24 protein-coding genes are annotated in these 20,984 nt (G+C 59.7%); 18 read left to right on the forward strand and 6 right to left on the reverse strand.

Going from position 1 to position 20,984, the window contains the following annotated elements; all coding sequences use genetic code 11:
• Positions 1-3: 3 nt before the first annotated feature.
• The 15 genes from rpmD (at position 4) to E4P32_RS23785 (ending at position 10,565) form a co-directional block, all read left to right on the forward strand.
• The gene (gene rpmD, locus E4P32_RS23715; RefSeq protein WP_007875342.1) at positions 4-183 is read left to right on the forward strand and encodes a 50S ribosomal protein L30; all 180 of its coding nucleotides are present in this window, start codon (positions 4-6) and stop codon (positions 181-183) included.
• Positions 184-210: 27 nt separating this feature from the next.
• On the forward strand, positions 211-642 hold the full coding sequence (gene rplO / locus E4P32_RS23720; RefSeq protein WP_116436332.1) for a 50S ribosomal protein L15: 432 nt from the start codon (positions 211-213) through the stop codon (positions 640-642).
• A gap of 25 nt (positions 643-667) precedes the next feature.
• Positions 668-1,999: a preprotein translocase subunit SecY gene (secY, locus tag E4P32_RS23725; RefSeq protein WP_029363882.1), complete on the forward strand. Its 1,332-nt coding sequence runs from the start codon at positions 668-670 to the stop codon at positions 1,997-1,999.
• Positions 2,000-2,033: 34 nt separating this feature from the next.
• Entirely contained in the window at positions 2,034-2,252 is a 219-nt protein-coding gene (gene infA / locus E4P32_RS23730; protein WP_005663428.1) for a translation initiation factor IF-1, read from the forward strand.
• A 38-nt stretch (positions 2,253-2,290) separates the two neighbouring features.
• Positions 2,291-2,404: a 50S ribosomal protein L36 gene (gene rpmJ, locus E4P32_RS23735; protein ID WP_014004415.1), complete on the forward strand. Its 114-nt coding sequence runs from the start codon at positions 2,291-2,293 to the stop codon at positions 2,402-2,404.
• A 28-nt stretch (positions 2,405-2,432) separates the two neighbouring features.
• A complete protein-coding gene (gene rpsM / locus E4P32_RS23740; RefSeq protein WP_016836021.1) occupies positions 2,433-2,798 on the forward strand; it encodes a 30S ribosomal protein S13 in 366 nt (121 codons plus the stop codon).
• 43 nt (positions 2,799-2,841) lie between these two features.
• Positions 2,842-3,246, forward strand: coding sequence for a 30S ribosomal protein S11 (gene rpsK / locus E4P32_RS23745; protein ID WP_016836020.1), 405 nt, complete (start codon positions 2,842-2,844; stop codon positions 3,244-3,246).
• A gap of 168 nt (positions 3,247-3,414) precedes the next feature.
• Positions 3,415-4,038, forward strand: a complete 624-nt coding sequence (gene rpsD / locus E4P32_RS23750) for a 30S ribosomal protein S4 (protein WP_116436333.1) — start codon at positions 3,415-3,417, stop codon at positions 4,036-4,038.
• 106 nt (positions 4,039-4,144) lie between these two features.
• Positions 4,145-5,122, forward strand: a complete 978-nt coding sequence (rpoA, locus tag E4P32_RS23755) for a DNA-directed RNA polymerase subunit alpha (RefSeq protein ID WP_007875351.1) — start codon at positions 4,145-4,147, stop codon at positions 5,120-5,122.
• Positions 5,123-5,311: 189 nt separating this feature from the next.
• Positions 5,312-5,701 (forward strand): 50S ribosomal protein L17, encoded by a 390-nt coding sequence (gene rplQ / locus E4P32_RS23760; protein WP_116436334.1) that lies wholly within the window; start codon positions 5,312-5,314, stop codon positions 5,699-5,701.
• Between the two features lie 244 nt (positions 5,702-5,945).
• Positions 5,946-6,878 (forward strand): ATP-binding cassette domain-containing protein, encoded by a 933-nt coding sequence (locus E4P32_RS23765; protein ID WP_116436335.1) that lies wholly within the window; start codon positions 5,946-5,948, stop codon positions 6,876-6,878.
• 17 nt (positions 6,879-6,895) lie between these two features.
• Complete coding sequence (locus E4P32_RS23770) at positions 6,896-7,672, forward strand: ABC transporter permease (RefSeq protein ID WP_116436336.1); 777 nt, start codon at positions 6,896-6,898, stop codon at positions 7,670-7,672.
• A 25-nt stretch (positions 7,673-7,697) separates the two neighbouring features.
• Entirely contained in the window at positions 7,698-8,030 is a 333-nt protein-coding gene (cutA, locus tag E4P32_RS23775) for a divalent-cation tolerance protein CutA (protein WP_116436337.1), read from the forward strand.
• On the forward strand, positions 8,023-9,801 hold the full coding sequence (gene dsbD / locus E4P32_RS23780) for a protein-disulfide reductase DsbD (protein WP_116436338.1): 1,779 nt from the start codon (positions 8,023-8,025) through the stop codon (positions 9,799-9,801). Before cutA ends, dsbD begins: the two co-directional genes overlap by 8 nt.
• Positions 9,802-9,926: 125 nt before the next feature.
• A complete protein-coding gene (locus E4P32_RS23785) occupies positions 9,927-10,565 on the forward strand; it encodes a peroxiredoxin (protein ID WP_116436339.1) in 639 nt (212 codons plus the stop codon).
• A 49-nt stretch (positions 10,566-10,614) separates the two neighbouring features.
• Here the strand turns inward: E4P32_RS23785 and E4P32_RS23790 are convergent, their stop codons facing one another.
• Positions 10,615-11,559 (reverse strand): LysR family transcriptional regulator, encoded by a 945-nt coding sequence (locus E4P32_RS23790; protein ID WP_116436340.1) that lies wholly within the window; start codon positions 11,557-11,559, stop codon positions 10,615-10,617.
• Between the two features lie 192 nt (positions 11,560-11,751).
• On the opposite strand from E4P32_RS23790, the gene E4P32_RS23795 reads away from it, so the two are divergent.
• From E4P32_RS23795 to E4P32_RS23805, 3 genes are all read left to right on the forward strand, one after another.
• The gene (locus tag E4P32_RS23795) at positions 11,752-12,891 is read left to right on the forward strand and encodes an iron-containing alcohol dehydrogenase (RefSeq protein WP_116436341.1); all 1,140 of its coding nucleotides are present in this window, start codon (positions 11,752-11,754) and stop codon (positions 12,889-12,891) included.
• Positions 12,892-12,909: 18 nt separating this feature from the next.
• Positions 12,910-14,505 (forward strand): aldehyde dehydrogenase (NADP(+)), encoded by a 1,596-nt coding sequence (locus E4P32_RS23800; RefSeq protein ID WP_116436342.1) that lies wholly within the window; start codon positions 12,910-12,912, stop codon positions 14,503-14,505.
• Between the two features lie 80 nt (positions 14,506-14,585).
• Positions 14,586-15,800 carry an ABC transporter substrate-binding protein gene (locus E4P32_RS23805; RefSeq protein WP_116436343.1) on the forward strand — a complete coding sequence of 405 codons (1,215 nt, stop codon included), beginning with the start codon at positions 14,586-14,588 and terminating at the stop codon, positions 15,798-15,800.
• 127 nt (positions 15,801-15,927) lie between these two features.
• Here the strand turns inward: E4P32_RS23805 and E4P32_RS23810 are convergent, their stop codons facing one another.
• The 5 genes from E4P32_RS23810 to hemB form a co-directional block, all read right to left on the reverse strand.
• On the reverse strand, positions 15,928-16,650 hold the full coding sequence (locus tag E4P32_RS23810) for an amino acid racemase (protein ID WP_116436344.1): 723 nt from the start codon (positions 16,648-16,650) through the stop codon (positions 15,928-15,930).
• Positions 16,647-17,459, reverse strand: a complete 813-nt coding sequence (locus E4P32_RS23815; RefSeq protein WP_116436345.1) for an ABC transporter ATP-binding protein — start codon at positions 17,457-17,459, stop codon at positions 16,647-16,649. Before E4P32_RS23815 ends, E4P32_RS23810 begins: the two co-directional genes overlap by 4 nt.
• A 16-nt stretch (positions 17,460-17,475) precedes the next feature.
• The gene (locus E4P32_RS23820; RefSeq protein ID WP_199525690.1) at positions 17,476-18,291 is read right to left on the reverse strand and encodes an ABC transporter permease; all 816 of its coding nucleotides are present in this window, start codon (positions 18,289-18,291) and stop codon (positions 17,476-17,478) included.
• Between the two features lie 43 nt (positions 18,292-18,334).
• Positions 18,335-19,366 carry an ABC transporter substrate-binding protein gene (locus E4P32_RS23825; protein WP_116436346.1) on the reverse strand — a complete coding sequence of 344 codons (1,032 nt, stop codon included), beginning with the start codon at positions 19,364-19,366 and terminating at the stop codon, positions 18,335-18,337.
• Positions 19,367-19,630: 264 nt separating this feature from the next.
• Positions 19,631-20,641: a porphobilinogen synthase gene (gene hemB, locus E4P32_RS23830; protein WP_116436347.1), complete on the reverse strand. Its 1,011-nt coding sequence runs from the start codon at positions 20,639-20,641 to the stop codon at positions 19,631-19,633.
• Between the last annotated feature and the right edge of the window lie 343 nt (positions 20,642-20,984).

Raw genomic sequence — 20,984 nt, forward strand, 5'->3', positions numbered from 1 at the left:
CAGATGGCAAACACAATCAAAGTACAACTGGTCAAAGGTCTGATCGGTACTCGCCAAGACCACCGTGCAACAGTGCGCGGTCTGGGACTGCGTCGCGTTAATTCGGTCTCCGAATTGCAAGACACTCCATCGGTTCGCGGCATGATCAACAAAGTGTCCTATCTTGTGAAAGTGGTTTCGTAAGCCCTGGGCTTGCGAACGGAGCAAATCATGGAATTAAACACAATCCAACCAGCTGATGGCGCCAAGCACTACAAGCGTCGCGTCGGCCGTGGTATCGGTTCTGGCCTGGGCAAGACAGCCGGTCGTGGTCACAAGGGTCAAAAATCGCGTTCGGGCGGCTTCCATAAAGTCGGTTTCGAAGGCGGTCAGATGCCTCTGCAACGTCGTCTGCCAAAGCGCGGTTTCAAGTCGCTGGCAGCGCCGTACAAGGCTGAAGTCCGTTTGTCCGACCTGGAAAACCTGCCGGTTACCGAGATCGATATCCTGGCATTGAAGCAAGCCGGCGTCATCGGCGAACTGGCCAAGGTTGTCCGCATCATCCTGTCGGGTGAGCTGACCAAGAAAGTAACAGTCAAGGGTTTGATTGCTACCAAGGGCGCAAAAGCAGCTATCGAAGCTGCCGGCGGTTCGGTAGCTTAATCTGACGTTTGACGCGGAGCATTAATTGGCGACTACACCTCAACTTGCTAAAGGCGCTGCAAAAGGATTCCCTTGGAACCGTTTGTGGTTTTTGCTGGCGGCATTAGTTGTATATCGCATCGGTGCTCACATTCCTGTTCCAGGAATTGACCCGACGCAGTTGGCGCAATTGTTCAAACAAAACCAGGGCGGCATCTTGGGCATGTTCAACATGTTCTCCGGCGGTGCCCTGTCGCGTTTCACAATTTTCGCTCTTGGGATCATGCCGTACATTTCGGCGTCGATCATCATGCAGTTGCTGTCGGTGGTATCGCCGCAGCTCGAAGCGTTGAAAAAAGAAGGTGAAGCCGGGCGTCGCAAGATTACCCAGTACACCCGCTACGGCACCCTGGTGCTGGCAACGTTTCAGGCGCTGGGTATTGCCGTTGCACTGGAATCGCAAGCTGGTCTTGTGTTGGATCCGGGTCTGGCGTTCCGCCTGACGACGGTCGTGACGCTGGTGACCGGTACGATGTTCCTGATGTGGCTGGGCGAGCAGATTACAGAGCGCGGTTTGGGTAATGGCATTTCGATCATTATCTTCGCCGGTATCGCAGCTGGTTTGCCGAACGCATTGGGTGGCTTGTTTGAACTGGTTCGTACAGGTTCGATGAGCGCATTGTCGGCGATTCTGATTTGCGTGATTGTGGCGCTGGTGACGTTCCTGGTGGTGTTCATTGAACGCGGCCAACGCAAGATCCTGGTGAACTATGCGAAACGTCAGGTCGGCAACAAGATCTACGGCGGGCAAAGCAGTCATTTGCCGCTGAAGCTGAATATGGCTGGTGTGATTCCTCCCATCTTCGCTTCGTCGATCATCTTGTTCCCGGCAACGATTACGAGCTGGTTCACATCCGGCGATACATCGAATCCTTTCATTCGTTTTCTGAAGGATTTGGCTGCATCGATGGCGCCGGGCGAACCGATTCATGCGCTGCTGTATGCGATTGCAATTGTTTTCTTCTGTTTTTTCTACACTGCGTTGGTTTTCAACAGCAAAGAAACTGCAGATAACCTGAAAAAGAGCGGTGCGTTTGTTCCCGGTATTCGTCCTGGTGATCAGACTGCCCGTTACATCGACAAGATCTTGATGCGCTTGACGTTGGCCGGTGCGGTGTACATCACATTGGTTTGCTTGTTACCTGAATTTTTGATCGCACGTTGGAAGGTGCCTTTCTACTTCGGTGGAACCTCTCTTCTGATTATTGTGGTCGTCACCATGGATTTCATGGCGCAGGTCCAGAATTATGTAATGTCTCAGCAGTATGAATCGTTGCTTCGCAAGGCAAATTTCAAGGGCGGTATGACTTCACGATAGGTGAAGGGTAGCGCCCAAAGGAACAGACGATCGAATGGCAAAAGACGACGTTATTCAGATGCAAGGCGAGATTCTGGAGAATCTGCCTAATGCGACATTCAGAGTTAAGTTGGAAAACGGACATGTTGTACTCGGCCATATTTCCGGGAAAATGCGGATGAACTATATTCGCATCCTCCCAGGGGATAAGGTCACGGTGGAACTGACTCCTTATGATTTGAGCCGGGCACGTATCGTGTTCCGTACCAAGTAGTGTGAAACGAACCTAGTATCGAAAGAAAGAGGGCCACAATGAAAGTGCTCGCATCAGTCAAGCGGATCTGCCGCAACTGCAAAATCATCAAGCGCAAAGGCGTAGTTCGTGTTATCTGCACAGAACCGCGTCATAAACAGCGCCAAGGTTAATTTAACGTTATTGATCGAGGAATAACGCATGGCACGTATTGCAGGGGTCAACATCCCCAACCATCAGCACACTGTAATCGGCTTGACAGCCATCTACGGTATTGGCCGTCCACGCGCGCAAGATATTTGCGTCGCCACCGGTGTCCCGACCAATAAAAAGGTCAAGGATCTGGACGATAACGAACTGGAAAAGCTCCGTGACGAAATTGCAAAATTCGTCGTCGAGGGTGACCTGCGTCGCGAACTGTCGATGAACATCAAGCGTTTGATGGACCTGGGCTGCTACCGTGGTATGCGTCACCGTAAGGGCTTGCCTTGCCGTGGCCAACGTACCCGCACCAATGCGCGTACTCGTAAGGGTCCACGTAAAGCCGCACAATCGTTGAAGAAATAATCCCGGCACCCGCTAGTCGATTACCGGATTCAAGGAAATAATTATGGCAAAGAGCCCAAATAACGCCGCAGCAGCACGCGTGCGCAAGAAAGTTAAGAAGAACGTAGCAGAAGGTATCGCTCACGTTCACGCTTCGTTCAACAATACCATCATCACGATCACCGATCGCCAAGGTAATGCTTTGTCTTGGGCGACTTCGGGTGGTGCCGGTTTCAAGGGTTCGCGTAAATCGACTCCGTTTGCTGCCCAGGTCGCTGCTGAAGCGGCCGGCAAGGTTGCAATCGAATGCGGCATCAAGAATCTGGAAGTGCGTATCAAGGGCCCAGGCCCAGGCCGTGAATCGGCTGTGCGCGCACTGAACAATCTGGGCATCAAGATCACCCAGATCCAGGACGTGACTCCGGTCCCGCACAACGGCTGCCGCCCACCAAAGCGTCGTCGTATCTAATCTGTAGTATAATCTTGCGCTTTCGCAGAACATGCGAAAGCGTTGGAAATCACCCGCCAATGACCTTGGCGGGTTTTGTTCTTAAGCCCACTGTTTGATAGCAGGCAGATCAAACTAGCGTTCAGGCCGGCGACGGCCTTGGGACGTCATTCAATTAAAGGAAATACCGTGGCACGTTATATCGGACCTAAAGCAAAACTTTCCCGCCGTGAAGGCACCGACCTGTTCCTGAAGAGCGCACGCCGCTCGCTGGATTCCAAGTGCAAACTGGATTCCAAGCCAGGTCAACACGGTCGTACTTCCGGTGCTCGCACTTCGGACTACGGCAACCAATTGCGCGAAAAGCAAAAGGTCAAGCGTATCTACGGCGTGCTCGAGCGCCAATTCCGCCGTTACTTCGCAGAAGCCGACCGCCGCAAGGGCAACACCGGCGAAACGCTGCTGAAGCTGCTGGAAGCCCGTCTGGACAACGTCGTTTATCGTATGGGTTTCGGTTCGACCCGTGCTGAAGCGCGTCAACTGGTTTCGCACAAGGCGCTGACCGTCAACGGTATCGTCGTGAACATCGCTTCGTACCAGGTCAAGGCCGGCGACGTCGTCGCCATCCGCGAAAAGGCCAAGAAGCAAGTGCGTATCGCCGAAGCCCTGTCGCTGGCTGAGCAATCCGGTTTCCCATCGTGGGTTTCCGTCGATGCCAAGAAGCTGGAAGGCACTTACAAGACTTCCCCGGACCGTAACGAGATCGCCAACGACGTCAACGAATCGCTGATCGTCGAACTGTATTCGCGTTAATCCGTACCCTGAGTTTTCCCTGTGCCCACCTTCTTGGTGGGCATTTTTCCGACATGCCATCAGCCTTATCGGTGTAACGAACCGAGGGTATTGAAGAGGACATTTCATGCAAAATAGTTTGTTGAAGCCACGTATCATCGAAGTTGAAGCACTGGGCGCCGGTCACGCGAAGGTCGTGATGGAGCCGTTCGAGCGTGGCTATGGCCACACCCTGGGCAACGCGCTGCGCCGCGTTCTGTTGTCGTCGATGATCGGTTACGCCCCGACCGAAGTCACCATCGCCGGCGTCGTACATGAGTATTCCTCCCTCGACGGCGTGCAGGAAGACGTCGTTGACATCCTGTTGAACCTGAAGGGCGTCGTGTTCAAGTTGCATAACCGCGACGAAGTCACACTGACCCTGAAGAAAGAAGGCGAAGGCGTTGTTCTGGCATCGGATATCGATCTGCCGCACGATGTCGAGCTGATCAATCCGGATCACGTGATCGCCAACCTGACAGCAGGCGGCAAGCTGGACATGCAGATCAAGGTCGAAAAGGGCCGTGGCTATGTGCCGGGTAACGTTCGCCGTTTGTCCGAAGATGCCAACAAGACCATCGGTCGCATCATCCTGGACGCATCGTTCTCCCCAGTGCGCCGTGTTTCCTACGCTGTCGAATCGGCTCGCGTGGAACAACGCACCGATCTGGACAAGCTGGTCATCAACATCGAAACCAACGGCGTGATCACGCCGGAAGAAGCGATCCGTCAATCGGCCCGCGTCCTGGTTGATCAACTGAACGTGTTCGCCGCCCTGGAAGGCACCGAAGCGACTGCCGAAGCTCCATCGCGCGCACCGCAAGTCGATCCTATCCTGCTGCGTCCGGTCGACGATCTGGAACTGACTGTCCGTTCGGCAAACTGCCTGAAGGCCGAAAACATCTACTACATTGGCGATCTGATCCAACGTAGCGAGAATGAACTGCTGAAGACGCCGAATCTGGGCCGCAAGTCCCTGAACGAAATCAAGGAAGTTCTGGCATCCCGCGGTCTGACCCTGGGCATGAAGCTGGAAAACTGGCCGCCAGCCGGCCTGGAAAAGTAATTTTGCAATGATGGTGAGCGCTTGAAAAATCGCTCACCATGCAAAGCAAGGCAGCAAAGAATCAAGCAACACCGAAGTAGAAGCACCAAGTCCTGGCGACAGGCAATAACCCAATCGATACCGGTCCGCGGCAGCCAGACACTGCCGATAGAAGAGCTGGATTAAAACTGTAATCTGAAAGGAAATATCATGCGTCACCGTCACGGTCTCCGTAAACTGAATCGTACTTCCTCGCACCGCCTGGCAATGCTGCGCAACATGACAGTATCCCTGCTGCGCCACGAAGCCATCAAGACAACTCTGCCAAAAGCCAAGGAACTGCGCCGCGTCGTCGAGCCTATCCTGACTCTGGGCAAGACCGATACACTGGCCAACAAGCGCCTGGCATTCTCCCGCCTGCGCGACCGTGAAATCGTCGGCAAGCTGTTCTCCGAACTGGGCCCACGTTACGCAGCACGTAACGGCGGTTACGTGCGCATCCTGAAAATGGGTTTCCGCGTCGGCGACAATGCTCCTATGGCTTTCGTTGAACTGGTTGATCGTCCGGACGTCTCGGAAGAAGCGCCAAGCGTCGAGTAATCACGCTGCTGCATGCTGACATCGCGTCAAGCACGATGGAAGAAAAAAGCCAGGCTATGCCTGGCTTTTTGCATTTCGGGGACATTGCGATACCGCGCAGTTTGATTTGCCCAACTCAACCGGTCCGATTGCAACAAGCACACGCAAACACGGTCGAACCGCTTGCTGCCGGTTTCCCGGTGCAACAAATCAGCATGCCAACCAACCAACAACAACGGAGCGCTCGCGCGGCGCCAGGGATGATATGACGGAGCAAGCGATACTATCGGTCCGCAAGCTGCACAAGGCGTTCGGCGCCGGCGCGCAACGCGTCGCCATCATCAACGACCTTAGCTTCGCGCTGCGTCCCGGCGAATGCTACGGCCTGCTTGGCCCCAACGGCGCCGGCAAGACCACCACGCTGCGCCTGTGCCTCGGGTTGGCCACGCCCGACAGCGGCGAGATCCGGCTCGGCGGCAAGGTCATCCCGGACCAGGCGCGCGCCGCACGCATGCGTGTCGGCGTGGTGCCGCAGGCCGACAACCTCGATCCCGACTTCACCGTGCAGGAAAACCTGCTGGTGTTCGCGCGTTACTTCGGCATCGCCGACGCGACCATGGCGCAGCGCATTCCCGAATTGCTCGAGTTCGCCAACCTGACGGCAAAGAAGGATGCCCGCATCGCCGAGCTGTCCGGCGGCATGAAGCGGCGCCTGACGCTGGCGCGTGCATTGGTCAACGATCCCGATCTGATCTTCATGGACGAGCCGACCACCGGCCTCGATCCGCAAGCGCGCCACATGATCTGGGAGCGCCTCAAGAACCTGCTGGCACGCGGCAAGACCATCCTGCTGACCACCCACTTCATGGATGAGGCGGAACGGCTGTGCGACCGCCTGGCGGTGATCGATCACGGCAAGATGATCGCCGAAGGATCGCCGCCGGATCTGATTGCCCAGCACATCGAAGCCGAAGTGCTCGAGATCTACGGCGAGAACGCCAAATCATGGGCCGAGCAGCACGGTCGCAGCCATGCTTCGCGCGTCGAATACAGCGGCGAGACGGTGTTCTGCTACACCAACGATGCGCAGGCGCTGCTGGCCACCTTGCAGCACGTGCAGGGCGTGCGCTACATGCATCGCCCGGCCAACCTTGAAGATCTCTTCCTCAAACTTACCGGCCGCGAAATGCGCGATTAGGCGCCTGGACATCACACATGACGACAATCTACGCACCGCCGGTGTTTTCGCTGCGCTTCTACCCGATCTGGCGCCGCAATTTCCTGGTCTGGAAAAAGCTCATGGCGGCCAGCATCATCGGCAACATCGCCGAGCCGCTGATCACGCTGATCGCCTTCGGCTACGGCCTCGGCAGCATCCTCAAGGAGATCGACGGGATTCCCTACATCCACTATCTCGCCTCGGGCTCGATCTGCATGTCGGTGATGATGGCCTCGTCGTTCGAAGCGTTGTATTCTGCCTATTCGCGCATGAGCGTGCAGCGCACCTGGGATGCGTTGATGAATGCGCCGCTGGCGCTGGACGACATCGTCCTCGCCGAGCTGCTGTGGGCCGCTACCAAGTCGCTGTTCAGCGGCGCCGCCATCCTGTGCGTGATGTTCGCGCTCGGCATCGGTCTGCACCCGCAGGTGGTGCTGGTGCTGCCGGTGCTGTTCCTGGCCGGGATGACCTTCGGCGCGCTCGGGTTGATCATGAACGCGCTCGCCAAGGGCTACGATTTCTTCACCTACTATTTCACCCTGATCCTGACGCCGATGACTTTCCTGTCGGGCGTGTATTATCCGGTTGCGCAGTTGCCGTCATGGCTGCAGACGGTGTCGCAACTCCTGCCGCTGAGCGCCGCCGTGAACCTGGTGCGTCCGCTGGTGTTGGGCGGCTGGCCGCAGGCGCCGCTGCTGGATCTGGCGGTGCTGGCGTTTTATTGCTGCGCGGGATTCTATGCCGCAGTGATCTTCACGCGACGACGCTTCTGAGTTCCGAAGCAAACGGAGAGACACCATGGAACAAACGCTGATCGTACTGACCAATGTGCCCGACGCCGAGCTGGCAAAATCGCTGGCGCACACGCTGGTGGAACGCCGCCTGGCGGCCTGCGTGAATATCATGCCTGCGGTACAGTCGATATATCGGTGGCAGGGCGCCGTCGAGCATGCCAGCGAGATAAGCTTGATGATCAAGAGCACGCAGGCGCGCTATGCCGAACTGGAAGCGGCGATCGTCGCCGCGCATCCTTACGACGTGCCGGAAATCATCGCACTGCCGATTACCGCCGGCTTGCTCGCCTACCTGAATTGGATCGTTGCAGAAACCGGGAAAGAGTTGAATGTTTAAGCGTTTGCTGGTCGCCGTACGTGGCGGCTTCTTGATGAAGTTGTGGCTCGCCGCCATGTTGACGATTTCGCTGACGCCCGCAAGCGCGTCGGCGGAAGAGTATCTCGCGCCGGAAGCGGCCTTCCGTTTTTCCGCCGTGATGGTCGATGCCGGCACATTGCAGATCACCTACGCGATCGCCGACGGCTACTACATGTACCGCGACCGTTTCCACTTCAAGGCCGACGGCGCCACACTGGGCCAGCCTGATTTTCCGCATGGCAAGGTCAAGTACGACGAGAATTTCCAGAAGGAAGTCGAGACCTATCGCAACAGCGTCAGCATCCGCATCCCGGTTGAGGTGTCCACATCCCCTGGCGCATTCAAACTGGTCTCGACCGCACAGGGCTGCGCCGACAAGGGCTTGTGCTATCCGCCGATGGATACCGTTGTGGACATGTCGGCCAGCGCCGTCGGCAAGGTCGTCGGACCGGCGGATGCATCCGGCAACGTGATCGCTTCCAGCGGCTCGGACATGGACAGGATCACCGCCGCGCTCAGGAGCGGCAAGCTGCTGACTGTCCTGTCGCTGTTCTTCCTGCTCGGCGTCGGCCTCTCGTTCACGCCTTGCGTGCTGCCGATGGTGCCGATCCTGTCGTCCATCATCGTCGGCGAGGGCGCGCAAGCCAAACGCGGCCGTGGCTTGTTGCTGTCGGCCGTTTACGTGCTCGGCATGGCGCTGGTCTACACCGCGCTCGGCATTGCCGCCGGCCTGATCGGCGAAGGGCTGTCGGCGGTGCTGCAGAATCCCTGGGTGTTGTCGGCGTTCGCGCTGCTGATGGTCGGCCTGTCGCTGTCGATGTTCAATTTCTACCAGTTGCAAATACCGGCGGCCTGGCAATCGAAACTGACCGAGGCCTCCGGCCAGGGCGGCGGCAAGCTGGCGGGGGTATTTGTGATGGGCGCGATTTCCGCCCTGATCGTCGGCCCCTGCGTCGCGGCGCCGCTGGCCGGTGCGCTGCTCTACATCAGCCAGACGCGCGACGTCGTGCTGGGCGGCAGCGCCCTGTTCGCGATGGCGCTCGGCATGGGCGTGCCGCTGCTGGTCATCGGCGCTTCCGCCGGCGCCTTGCTGCCGCGCGCCGGCGGCTGGATGGAATCGGTCAAGCGCTTCTTCGGCGTACTGATGCTGGCTACCGCCTTGTGGATGGTGTCGCCGGTGATTCCGGCCTGGGCCTTCGTGGCTGGCTGGGCGGCGCTGGGCATCGCCTACGGCGCGTACTTGTTGTGGAGCAAACCGGGCCATTGGGCCGCGCGCGCCTGCGGCCTGGCGTTCGCCGCGCTGGGCCTATTGCAACTGGTCAGCGTCGCCACCGGCGGCCGCGATCCCTTGGCGCCGTTGTCGCATCTGGGCGGCGGTAAGCCGGCCGCGCATACCGATTTCGTGCGTGTGCGTTCGGTCGCCGAACTTGACGCCGCACTGGCGCAGACCGGCGGCAAGCCCGCAATGCTCGACTTCTATGCCGACTGGTGCGTGTCCTGCAAGGAGATGGAAAAATTCACCTTCACCGACCCGCGCGTGCGTGAAAAATTCGCCCGCATGGTCCTGCTGCAGATTGACGTCACCGCCAACAATGCCGACGACAAGGCCATGCTCAAACGCTTCCAGCTGTTCGGACCGCCCGGCATCATCCTGTTCGACGGCCAAGGCCGCGAACTGGCCGACAAGCGCGTGATCGGCTACCAGAATGCCGACCAGTTCTTGCAAAGTCTGCAAGCTTTGGCGCCTTGAAATTGGTCGCCGCCGGCGGTGTTTTCATAGCGCGGCGTTATTTGGTTACTCGTTAATAATTGTTGGGCCGCGACGTCACTGACGTTATAGTAGACGTCCTGAATTTTGTTACCAAGGAGACTGACATGACACTACGTTTGGGCGACACCGCGCCGGATTTCGAGCAAGATTCCTCCATCGGCAAAATCAAGTTCCACGAATGGGCAGGCGACTCCTGGGTAGTCCTGTTCTCGCATCCGGCCGACTTCACGCCGGTCTGCACCACTGAACTCGGCCTGACCGCCAAGCTGAAACCTGAATTCGACAAGCGCAACGTCAAGGCCATCGCCCTGTCGGTCGACGGCGCCGAAGCGCATACCAAATGGATCAAGGACATCGAAGACACGCAGAAGACCGTGGTCGGTTTCCCTATCGTCGCCGACGTCGACAAGAAAGTCGCCGGCCTGTACGACATGATCCATCCGAACCAGTCCGAAACCGCGACCGTGCGTTCGCTGTTCATCATCGATCCGAAGAAGAAGGTGCGCCTGATCATCACTTACCCGATGAGCACCGGCCGCAACTTCGACGAAGTGCTGCGCGTGCTGGATGCACTGCAACTGACCGACGGCTACACCGTGGCCACACCGGGCAACTGGAAAGACGGCGACGACGTCATCATCCCGTTGTCGGTCAAGGACGAAGAAGTGATCAAGCAGAAGTATCCGAAGGGTTACACCTCGCCGCGTCCTTACCTGCGCATCACGCCGCAGCCGAACAAGTGAGCTGAAGCATAAGCATCATCAAAAGCGCTCCCGCAACGGAGCGCTTTTTTTACGCCTCTTCCTTCGGCGTCTCGGTGAACTCGTCGATGAACAGTTGCGCCACCGACGAGCGCATGCTGCCGTGGCGCGTCACCAATTGATACGGCTCGCTGCGCGAATGCAGCGGCAGCGGCAGGATCGTGGTCATGCCGAAGCGTGTGCAGAACTGCGCCACGTCGACCGACATCAGCGCCACGAAGGATGGATTCCTTTGCAATAACGACAAGGTGGTGAAGGCCGAGGTGGTTTCCAGCAAGTGCAGCGGGAAGCGCAGGTTGGCTTCGTGGAATTCGCGCTCCAGCAGCAGTCGCATCGGCATGTTGGCCGAGTACACCACCCAACGTGAATCGGCCAGGTCGGTCAGCTGCAGCGTGTCGCGTCCCGCCAGCGGGTGGTTGATGTTGGCCACCACCGCCAATTTCTCGTTGTGGATCTCGATGCTGTCGTACAAATGCGGCTGCTGGCTGATGCTGGTGCGGCAGATCGCCATGTCCAGCCGGCCCTGGTCAAGCAGGCGCAGCAGCCGCGCGCTGGTGTCTTCGACGATTTCCACTGACAGCGCCGGGCGCTTTTCCAGCAGCCGCGTCAGCGCATCGGTCAGCAGCGGCACTGCGCCCATGATCACCCCCAGCGCCAGCCGGCCGCCGTGGCCCTGCAGGATGCCGATCATGTCTTCGCGCAAATGCGCCAGGTCGGTCTGGATCAGGCGCGCGTAGCGGATCACGCAATGGCCGAGGTCGGTCGCCTCCAGGCCGCGGTTGGTGCGCACGAACAGTTGCGCGCCCAGGGTAGTTTCGATCTCCTGCAAGGCCTTGCTGGCGCCTGGCTGCGTCAGCGCGACCTGTTCCGCCGCCTTGAGCAGCGAGCCATGGTCGGCCAACGCGATCAGCAGGCGCAGCTGCTTCAGATGCAGGCGGGAAGTGATGGAGCTCAGCGAGGGGATTTCTTGCATCATGGGAATGACTTTTGTATGAATATAAGTTATAGCTGTATCAGCAGCTCTCATTAGGCAAAGCCTGCCGATTGGCATACAGTTTTGCCTCTAAAGCTTGATTCGCACAGGGAAACCGCCTGATGCGCCGTGGTTCGGAAGCCGCCGGCTCCGCAACACGCTGCAAGTATATCTATAACTTTAAGGCTATGTACGATGGCATTGATTAACTACATTACCCAAGTCCAGTTCGACTTCGGCGCGCTCGCGCTGCTGCAGCAGGAATGCGACCGCATCGGCATCCGCAAGCCGCTGATCGTCACCGACATGGGCATCCGCAATGCCGGCATCCTCGACAAGGTGGTCGCCCAACTGAAAGATGGCGCCCAAGTTGCCGTGTTCGATCAGACGCCGCCGAATCCAAATGAAACCGCCGTGCGCGCTGCGGTCAAACTGTTCCGCGACAGCGCCTGTGATGGCATCATCGCCGTCGGCGGCGGTTCCTCGATCGATCTTGCCAAGGGCGTGGCCGTCTGCGGCACGCACGAAGGCACGCTCAAATCGTTTGCGCTGATCGAAGGCGGCCTCGCCAACATCACCGCCAAGACCGCACCCGTGATCGCCATCCCGACCACTGCCGGCACCGGCAGCGAAGTCGGCCGCGGCGCCATCCTGATCCTCGACGACGGCCGCAAGGTCGGCGTGTTGTCGCCGTACCTGGTGCCGCGCCTGGCGATCTGCGATCCCGAACTGACCCTGAATCTGCCGGCCATGATGACCGCCGCCACCGGCATGGACGCCATCGCCCACTGCCTGGAAACCTTCATGGCGCCGTCCTTCAACCCACCGGCCGACGGCATTGCGCTGGATGGTCTGTGGCGCGCCTGGGCGCACATCGAAACCGCCACCAAGGAACCGCACGACCGCGAAGCGCGCCTGAACATGATGAGCGCATCGATGCAAGGCGCCATGGCATTCCAGAAGGGCCTCGGCTGCGTGCACAGCCTGAGCCACTCGCTGGGCGGCATCAATCCGCGCCTGCACCACGGCACCCTGAACGCCATCTTCCTGCCCGCCATCATCGAGTTCAACAAGGATTCGGAGTCGGTCATCAAGGAAAAGAAACTGGCGCGCATCGCGCACGCCATGGGACTGGCAAGCGAAGCCGACATCGGCCCTGCGATCAAGGACATGAGCAAGCGCCTCGGCTTGCCGACCGGCCTGGCCGAACTCGGCGTGACCGAAGACATGTATCCGAAGATCATCAAGGGCGCGCTGGCTGACCACAGCCACAAAACAAATCCGCGCGTGGCGTCGGAAGACGACTACGCTCGTATGCTCACCCAATCGATGTAAATCTGGAGAACTATAAAAATGACACTGCTCGGACATAACTATATCGGCGGCGGACGCAGCGGCGAAGGCGACGTCAAGTTGCTCAGCATCGCAGCGGCGACCGGCGAAGCGCATGCCGTACCGTTCCTGACCGCGACCGAAGCCGAAGTCAGCGCTGCGGTCGACGCCGCCAGCGCGGCCTATCCGGCTTATCGCGCTTTGCCTGCGGAAGCGCGTGCCAAATTCCTCGACGCCATCGCAGAAGAAATCGACGCCCTCGGCGACGACTTCATCGCGGAAGTCTCGCGTGAAACCGCCTTGCCTGCAGGTCGCCTGCAAGGCGAGCGCAGCCGCACCAGCAACCAGATGCGTTTGTTCGCCAAGGTCCTGCGCCGCGGCGATTTCTACGGTGCCCGCATTGATACCGCTTTGCCGCAACGCCAGCCGCTACCGCGTCCCGATCTGCGTCAATACCGCATCGGCGTCGGTCCGGTGGCCGTGTTCGGCGCCAGCAATTTCCCATTGGCGTTCTCGGTGGCCGGCGGTGACACTGCCGCTGCACTGGCAGCCGGTTGCCCGGTCGTGTTTAAGGCGCACAGCGGCCATCTGATCACGTCGGAACTGGTGGCTGACGCCATTGAGCGCGCAGTCAAGCGCAGCGGCGTGCCGGCCGGCACCTTCAACATGATTTACGGCGATCGCGTCGGTGCGCAACTGGTCAAGAGCGCCGGCATCCAGGCGGTCGGTTTCACCGGTTCGCTGCGCGGCGGTCGTGCACTGTGCGACATGGCGGCAGCGCGTCCGCAACCGATCCCGGTGTTCGCCGAAATGTCGAGCATCAACCCGATCATCGTGTTGCCGCAAGCATTGGCGACACGCGGTGAAGCAATCGCCCGCGACCTGATCGGCTCGGTGGTGGTCGGCGTCGGCCAGTTGTGCACCAGCCCGGGCCTGGTGCTCGGCGTGCGTTCGCCGGAACTGACCAAGTTCATTGAACAACTGCGCGAAGCGACACTTGCACAATCGCCCGCGACCATGCTCAACAGCGCCGGTCTGAAGACCTACGGCGGCGGTGTGGAACGCCTGAGCAAAGTCCCCGGCGTAGTCGTTCTTGCCGCCGGCGGCAGCAGCGAAACTCAAGCCGTGCCGCACCTGTTCAAGGCGGAAGCATCGGTGCTGTTCACCAAGGAAGCACCGCTGGAAGAAGAAGTGTTCGGCCCCGCGACCGTGATCGTCGAGCTGGAAAGCCGCGAACAACTGATCGACTTCGCCCGCAACATGCACGGTCAATTGACCGCGACTCTGCAAGCGCAACCGGAAGACCTGCGCGCTCACCAGGACCTGATCGCGCTGCTGGAACAAAAGGCCGGCCGTCTGCTGGTCAACGGTTTCCCGACCGGCGTCGAAGTCAGCGATGCAATGGTGCACGGCGGCCCGTATCCGGCGACATCGGATTCCCGCGGTACCTCGGTAGGTACGCTGGCGATCGATCGCTTCCTGCGTCCGATCTGCTACCAGAACTATCCGGACGAGTTGTTGCCGGCGGCACTGCAAAACAGCAATCCGCTCGGCCTGCTGCGTCTGGTTGACGGTGAGCCGACCAAGGCTGTGGTGAACGATCCGCGTACTGCATAACAATTTGATTTGAACAGGGAGGCGGCGCGCAATTCCAGGTTGCGCGCCGCGGCAGGACCATAACAACAGAGGAGACGGGTTTGAAAAAATTTCTGAAAATGGCGGCATTGTCCGCCGCGATGTCGGTTGCAATATCTGCGGCATTCAGCGGTAACGCCAATGCAGCCGGCGACACCATCAAGATCGGCTTCATCACCGACTTGTCCGGCACCTATGCCGACATGGACGGCCAAGGCGGTATCGAAGCGATCAAGATGGCGATCGCCGATGCAGGCGGCACCATCAACGGCAAGAAGGTCGAATTCGTGTTCGCCGATCACCAGAACAAGGCCGACATCGCCGCCAACAAGGCGCGCGAATGGTTTGACCGCGACGGCGTCGACATGCTGGTCGGCGGCGTGAACTCGGCAGCCAGCCTGGCCATGGGCAAAGTGGCCGGCGAAAAGAAAAAGGTCTTCATCTCGGTCGGTGCCGGCACCACTCGCCAGACCAATGAAGAATGCAATGCTTACACCGTCCAGTACGCCTACGACACCACGGCATTGGCGCGCGGCACCGGCGCTGCGATCACCAAGCAGGGCGGCAAGTCGTGGTACTTCGTGACGGCAGATTACGCCTTCGGCACCTCGCTTGAAAAAGACACCAGCGATGTCGTGAAGGCAGGCGGCGGCACCGTCGTTGGCCAGGTCCGTGCACCGCTGGCAACATCGGACTTCTCGTCCTTCCTGCTGCAGGCGCAAGCCTCCAAGGCGCAGATCCTGGGTCTGGCGGTTGCCGGCGGCGACGTCATCAATGCCATCAAGGCAGCCAATGAATTCGGCGTGAACAAGACCATGAAGCTGGCCGGTTTGCTGATCTTCATCACCGACACGCACTCGCTGGGCCTGCAAGTCACGCAAGGCATGTACCTGACCGACGGCTGGTATTGGGACATGAACGACCAGTCGCGCGCATGGGGCAATCGCTACTTCGGCAAGATGAAGAAGATGCCGACCATGTTCCAGGCCGGTGACGCATCAGCCGTGGGCCAGTATCTGAAGGCGGTCAAGGCCGTGGGTAGCACTGATGCCGACAAGGTCATGGATTACCTGCGCAAGAACAAGATCAACGATTTCTTCACCTCCAACGGCGTGGTCCGTCCGGATGGCCGCATGGTGCATGACATGTACCTGATGGAAGTGAAAAAGCCGTCCGAATCCAAGCGCCCATGGGATTACTACAAGCTGGTGCAGACGATTCCAGGCGACCAGGCGTACATGACCAAGGCCGAGTCGAAGTGCTCGCTGTGGAAGTGATCGCAAGGACAGCAAAGACATAGCAAAGACAGTAAGGACAGATTTGAAGTAGCAACATTTCTGAGCAGAAGTCGGCGCAAGCCGATGCATTTCAGCGCATCTCGACTCACGTCGGGGTGCGCTTTTTTTATGCGGCGTTCAGATTGTTTGCGCTGTCCTGCGTATGCCAATAGTTGATGCACACTTGCGCCAAGGCTTCGTTGGTGTCGACCGACAGCGCCAGCAGGGGAGAGTTGATGCGCGCAAGGCTGGTGGCGATTTCAGTACAGGCCAGCACCAGACGGGTTGCGCCGCGCGCCAGCAGACGTTTGCCGGCGGCCTCGAGCAGGCGACCGCCTTCTTCAAGCTTGCCGTGCTTGACGGCATAGCAGCCGGGCATGAACAGCTCGTCGAGTTCATCTGCCGTGTTGGCGACGTAGGGCCGCTGCAAGGCATCGAAACGATCCTGATACAGACGTGACTGCAAAGCGCCGCGCGTGGCCAGCAAGCCGATGACTTCGCTGGTCTCGCCCAATTGTGCAAGGGTGGCGTCGACGATATGGAACAAGGGCGCTGCGCTCGCTGCGGCCAGCTCATCGAACCAATGATGCGCGGTGTTGCAGGGGATGGCGATGCGCGTCGCGCCGGCTGCATTGAGCACGGCGATGCCTTGCAACATCGCCGGCAAGGGCGACGGTCCGCCACGTGACAGCGCGAGCTGGCGATCCGGGATTTGCGACACGTTCCACAGCAGCGTCGGGATGTGCTGCTGCTCGGTCTCGACATGATTCAACTCCAGCAGCTTGTGTGCAAAATCCACCGCCGCCAGCGGCCCCATGCCGCCCAGCACGCCAAGCAAAGCTGTACTCATGCGCCGATACCGGCCATGCTCTTGCGCGCTTCCTCCCGCACGATGTGCAGGATCTTTTGCTTGAGCGCGCCGTAGCCGGCGTCGGCCACCAGCAATTCGACGTCGCGCGGACGCGGGAAGGGCAGTTTGAATTCCGCACAGATGCGGCCCGGGCGCGCCGACATCACCAGCACGCGATCAGCCAGGAACAGGGCTTCATCGACGTCGTGCGTGATGAACAGGATGGTGGTGCCGGTGGTCTGCCAGACGCTGGTCAGCAGCTCTTGCATCATGAGTCGCGTCTGTGCGTCGAGCGCGCCGAACGGTTCGTCCATCAGCAGGATTTCCGGATTGGGCAGCCAGGCGCGTGCGAGCGCGGCGCGCTGGCGCATGCCGCCCGACAATTGCCACGGCATGTGATGCTGGAAATCCTGCAAGCCGACCAGGCGCAGATAGCGCTCGGCTTCAGGCAGATAGACGGACTTCCTGACGCCGGCCATGCGCGGACCGAAGGTCACGTTGTCGAGCACGGACAGCCACGGGAACAGCGTCGGCTGCTGGAACACCACGCCGCGTTCCGGACCGGGTTTGTTGACCGCGACGCCGTCGAGCAGGATGGCGCCTTCGTCGGCTTGTTCGAAACCGGCGATCAGGTTGAGGATGGTCGATTTGCCGCAGCCCGACGGGCCCAGCAGGCAGACCAGTTCACCCTGTTCCAGCTCCAGTGAAATATCCGACAACACCGGCGTGGCCGCCTGTTTGCCGGAGGTGAAACTCTTGCTGATGCCGGCCAGCCGCACGCGGGCGGGCAGTTGTGCAATCTGGTTCATAGCTTACTTAGCTTCATCATGAATCGCGTCCCGCCCAAGGTACAAAGGCGCGCTGCAGCAGCACCAGCGCGAGGTCGAACAGATAGCCGATGATGCCCAGCAACAGGATGCCGAGCATCACCACGTCGGTGCGCAAATAGGTGCCGGCGTTGATCACCATCCAGCCGAGGCCGGAGTTGGCGGCCACCATTTCGGCGGCGATCAGCGAAGTCCAGCCGATGCCGATCGACAGGCGCACGCCGGTGAAAATTTCCGGCAAGGCATTCGGCAACACCACGCGCGTAAACAGCTGGTAGCGATTGGCGCCCAGCGTCTGTGCCGCGCGCAGGCGGTTCTTGTTGACGCCGACGGCGGCAGCGGCGGCGCTGACCACCACGCTGAGGAAGCAGGAGATGAAGATCAGGAAAAACTTGGAGCCTTCGTCAATGCCGAACCACACCACCGTCAACGGAATCAGCGCAATCTTCGGCAACGGCCGCAGGAATTGCACGAACGGTTCCAACACTGCGCTGACCGGTTGCGACAAGCCCATCGCCAGCCCCAGCGGAATGCCTGCGGCGATGGCGGCGGCGAACGCTACCGTCGCGCGCAGCACGCTCACGAGGATGTGCTGCCACAGCGAGACCTGGCGATAGCCGTCGGCCAGGATGTCGACCGTGGTCTGGAAGATTTCGCTCGGCGGCGGCAGCAGCAGCGGATCGATCCAGTGCAGGCTGCCGGACAACTGCCACACGCCCAGCACCAGCGCCACGGCGGCGGTGCTGACGGCGGCGCGTTTGGCCGGACCCATACCGAGATCAAGGCCGGTATGGCGGCTTGCCTGCGCCGTCATGGGCGGGCTCCGCTTGCTTGCGGTGTGACGTGGCGCGTGGACATTACTTGGCGACGGCCTGTTTCAGGTAGCTGGTGTTGATGGCCGGTGCAAACGATTCCGGCACGTCGCTCTTGCGCAGGTCGCCGATTTCCACGAGGAAGTTGGCGGTGTCCTTGGCGGCCTTGGCGATGCCCGAGGTCGGCGTGGTGGCGCCGTTGCCGAGGTAGGACGGGGTCAGCTGCTCGGTGCTGGATGGATATTCCAGGCCGGTCAGCACGCTGCGTGCGGTTTCAAACGGGATGTCGAGATGCTTGGCGATCAGTTGCGCGGAACCGTCCGGATCCTTCTTGTACTGGTCGACTTTTTCCTGGTAGGTGCGCAGGAACTTCACGACCAGCTGCGGATACTTGTCGGCGAATTCCTTGCGAACGACGAAGTTGTTGTAGACCAGGTAACCGTCTTTTTGCAGCTGCTTGGTGACGAAGATTTCGTGACCGCCGTCAGCTTCGAACTGTTGCGTGAACGGGCCCCAGACATAGGCTGCGTCGATGTCGCCGCGCTTCCATGCGGCGACCTGGTCGGCCGGCTTCAGCGGCACCAGGCGGATCTTGGATTTGTCGAGACGGTTGACCTTGATGGCCAGTTCCAGCGCATATTGCGCGGTCGAGTTGGGCGGATAGGCGACGGTCTTGCCTTCGATGTCCTTGATCGAATTGATGTTCTTGCTCTTGCGGCCGATCAGGCGTTCGCTGGTGGCGATGACTTCGGGCACGCTGATGATTTCAATCGGCAGCTTGCGCGCGATGCCGGCAACAGCGGGGCTGGAGCCGAAGCGGGCGATGTCGATTTCCTTGGCGGCGAACAGCGACAGCACGTCGGCGCCGGTGGCGAACGGAATCCATTTCACCGGTGCGCCGAAGGATTTGTCGAAGGACTTGTCGATCTTGCCGAGGATCCAGACGCGCGGTCCGCCGGCCCAGGCGAAGCGGACTTCCTGCGGTACGTCTTCGGCATGGGCAAGGCCTGCACCGAGTGTGGTGATGATGAGCGCCGCAGCGGCAGCGAGCTTCTTGAAGAGAGTATGCGATGTCATTTCCCGACCCCGTTTTATTGTTGAGCGATGGGCGCGCAGGAAAGTAAAAATACGCGCGCCAAAAGAATCGGAGCCCGAACGGACTCCGTATTTCGCAGACTATAAAGAGTCCGGCGACTTTGTAAAAATACCAATTCAGAGATTGCATATCCGGATTTCGACTAAGCGCGTCGGCGTGTGGAAAATCCGCAGTGGGAGGTAGGAAAAGAGGAGAAGGCGCGGCGTCACGCTGAAGGCGACGCCGGCGGGATTGCTTTTACCGCTTTATTTCTTCAGATAGCGCGCGATGTCGCGGGCGAAATACGTCAGCACGCCGTCAGCGCCGGCGCGCTTGAAGGCCATCATCGCTTCCATCATGGCCTTGTCGTGATCGAGCCAGCCGTTTTGCGCAGCCGCCTTGATCATCGCGTATTCGCCGCTGACCTGGTAGGCGAAGGTCGGCACCTTGAATTCGTCCTTCACGCGACGCACGATGTCCAGATACGGCATGCCGGGTTTGACCATGACCATGTCGGCGCCTTCCTGCAGATCCAGCGCCACTTCGCGCAAGGCTTCGTCGCTGTTGGCCGGATCCATCTGGTAGGTGCTCTTGCTACCCTTGCCGAGATTGGCGGCCGAGCCGACCGCATCGCGGAACGGGCCATAGAAGGCCGACGCGTATTTGGCCGAGTAGGCCATGATGCGGGTGTAGATGAATTTCTCCGCTTCCAGCGCGTCGCGCACCGCGCCGATACGGCCATCCATCATGTCCGACGGCGCCACGATGTCGACGCCGGCCTGCGCTTGCGCCAGGGCCTGGCGCACCAGCAGCGCGGTGGTTTCATCGTTGAGCACGTAGCCGTTGTCATCCATCACGCCGTCCTGGCCATGGCTGGTGTACGGATCGAGCGCGACGTCGGTGAGGATGCCGAGTTCGGGGAAGCGCTGCTTGAGCGCCGCCACCGCGCGCGGCACCAGGCCGTCGGGATTGATGGCTTCGATGCCGTCGGGCGTTTTCAGCGCGACATCGATGACCGGGAACAGCGCCAGCACCGGAATGCCGAGCGCGACCGTGTCTTCGGCCACGTGCAGCAACTGGTCGATAGACAGGCGCTCGACGCCGGGCAGAGAGCCGACCGGGGTGCGCAGGTTCTGGCCTTCCTGGATGAAGACCGGATAGATCAGGTCGGCGGGCGTGATGACATTTTCCTGCATCATGGCGCGCGAAAAAGCATCCTTGCGCATGCGGCGCATGCGGATGGCGGGGAACTGGGCGGAGGTGGAAGTCGATGACATAGTGAGTGCTCGCTAAACCGCAAAGGAAGGCTGCTACGGGCAGACGGCTGGCGCTATCGGCCAGCCTTCGCGCCATGATGTTGCCGGCCTTTTAACTGCGGACAAATTTAAACAATTTCAATTAAAAAATAGTCAAAAGACGATAATTAAAAAATCGATTCGTCCTCTGAAACTTTTCTCCCGGGAGGGGTTCTGACGCATAGGCAATGTATGTTGCCTCCCGCTTCCCCTTCCCTCCCTGAGCGGGGCTCATCGTGCAAACGATAGGCGTTTGCCCTGGAAAGGTTTCCCCCCTTCCAGGGCATTTTTATTTGCGCTCGTACTTTCGCTGTTAATTGCGCTA

Source organism: Herbaspirillum sp. 3R11, assembly GCF_004563925.1.
Lineage (GTDB): Bacteria > Pseudomonadota > Gammaproteobacteria > Burkholderiales > Burkholderiaceae_D > Herbaspirillum.